Genomic DNA, 881 nt, shown 5'->3' with positions numbered 1-881 from the left:
GGCCAGCTGCAGCGCTATGACGCCGACCACACCCCCGCGCAGCGCCAACCACCCGATCAGTGCGACGGTGCTACGGACGTCGACGATCCCCCCGTGTTCTAGACCAACCACCGCCCTTCACCCACCTCGCACGCCCGCCCTACACGCCGGGCGCGCGAAGCCCACCAACCACCACCGCTGACGCCCATCACCTAGCTTGATCGCACAACCATCAAATTCGCTGTTTTGAACTGCTTCGCGGTCGCTTTGCCGATGCGCAGCTTCCAACGCTCCGGGATCATCGGTAGCGGCTCGGCCGACCAGCGCCCGGCCCAGGCCTCTCCGTACTCGTCCGGCTCGGCGAGATGGACCAGATGGCCCAGCGCCCAGGTCACGCGGTAGCCGTTGCCTTCCAAATACCCCTCGCCCTTGCGCCCGGCTCCGAGCACCCGCGCGAGGTCACGGGCGACACTGGGCTTTTCGGCGAGGACGACCGTCGTCATGGCGAGCGCTCATCAGGATGCCCGCGCCAATGGCTTCTGAGCCTACGCCTGATCGGCATGATCTCGCTCCATCCACTCCTGAACGGCCGCAATCAAGGCATCGGTCGAACTCAGCACCGCATCGACCCGCTCGGTGTCGAAGGGCGCAAACCGATTGAGGATGCGCAGGCGTGGGCGCGGTCCCAGACTGCCGCGGCCCGCCCGCACATTGGATAGCGTGTTGCGGGCGACGCCAAGAAACTCAGCTAAACCGCGCCCAGAGCGGGATGCGTAACTTTCTGTGGTCGCCTGAAACCCGTGCTGCGCACACGGTTCGCAGGCGCCTTCACCGAATTACCGGAGTGATTTGTGTATGCTTGAGCTGGATCTCGTGAAATGGAGCCAAACCCCAGAGGATCT

At 64.8% G+C, this 881-nt stretch carries 2 protein-coding genes; both read right to left on the bottom strand.

Going from position 1 to position 881, the window contains the following annotated elements:
* Positions 1 to 191: 191 nt before the first annotated feature.
* Positions 192 to 482 carry a toprim domain-containing protein gene (locus G3480_RS26960; RefSeq protein ID WP_276611765.1) on the bottom strand — a complete coding sequence of 97 codons (291 nt, stop codon included), beginning with the start codon at positions 480 to 482 and terminating at the stop codon, positions 192 to 194.
* A 42-nt stretch (positions 483 to 524) separates the two neighbouring features.
* A complete protein-coding gene (locus G3480_RS26955; protein WP_164657255.1) occupies positions 525 to 689 on the bottom strand; it encodes a hypothetical protein in 165 nt (54 codons plus the stop codon).
* Between the last annotated feature and the right edge of the window lie 192 nt (positions 690 to 881).

This window comes from Thiorhodococcus mannitoliphagus (assembly GCF_010915725.1).
Classification (GTDB): Bacteria; Pseudomonadota; Gammaproteobacteria; order Chromatiales; family Chromatiaceae; genus Thiorhodococcus; species Thiorhodococcus mannitoliphagus.
Note: the sequence above shows the minus strand (reverse complement) of the source record. Positions and strands in the feature narration are given on the sequence as shown.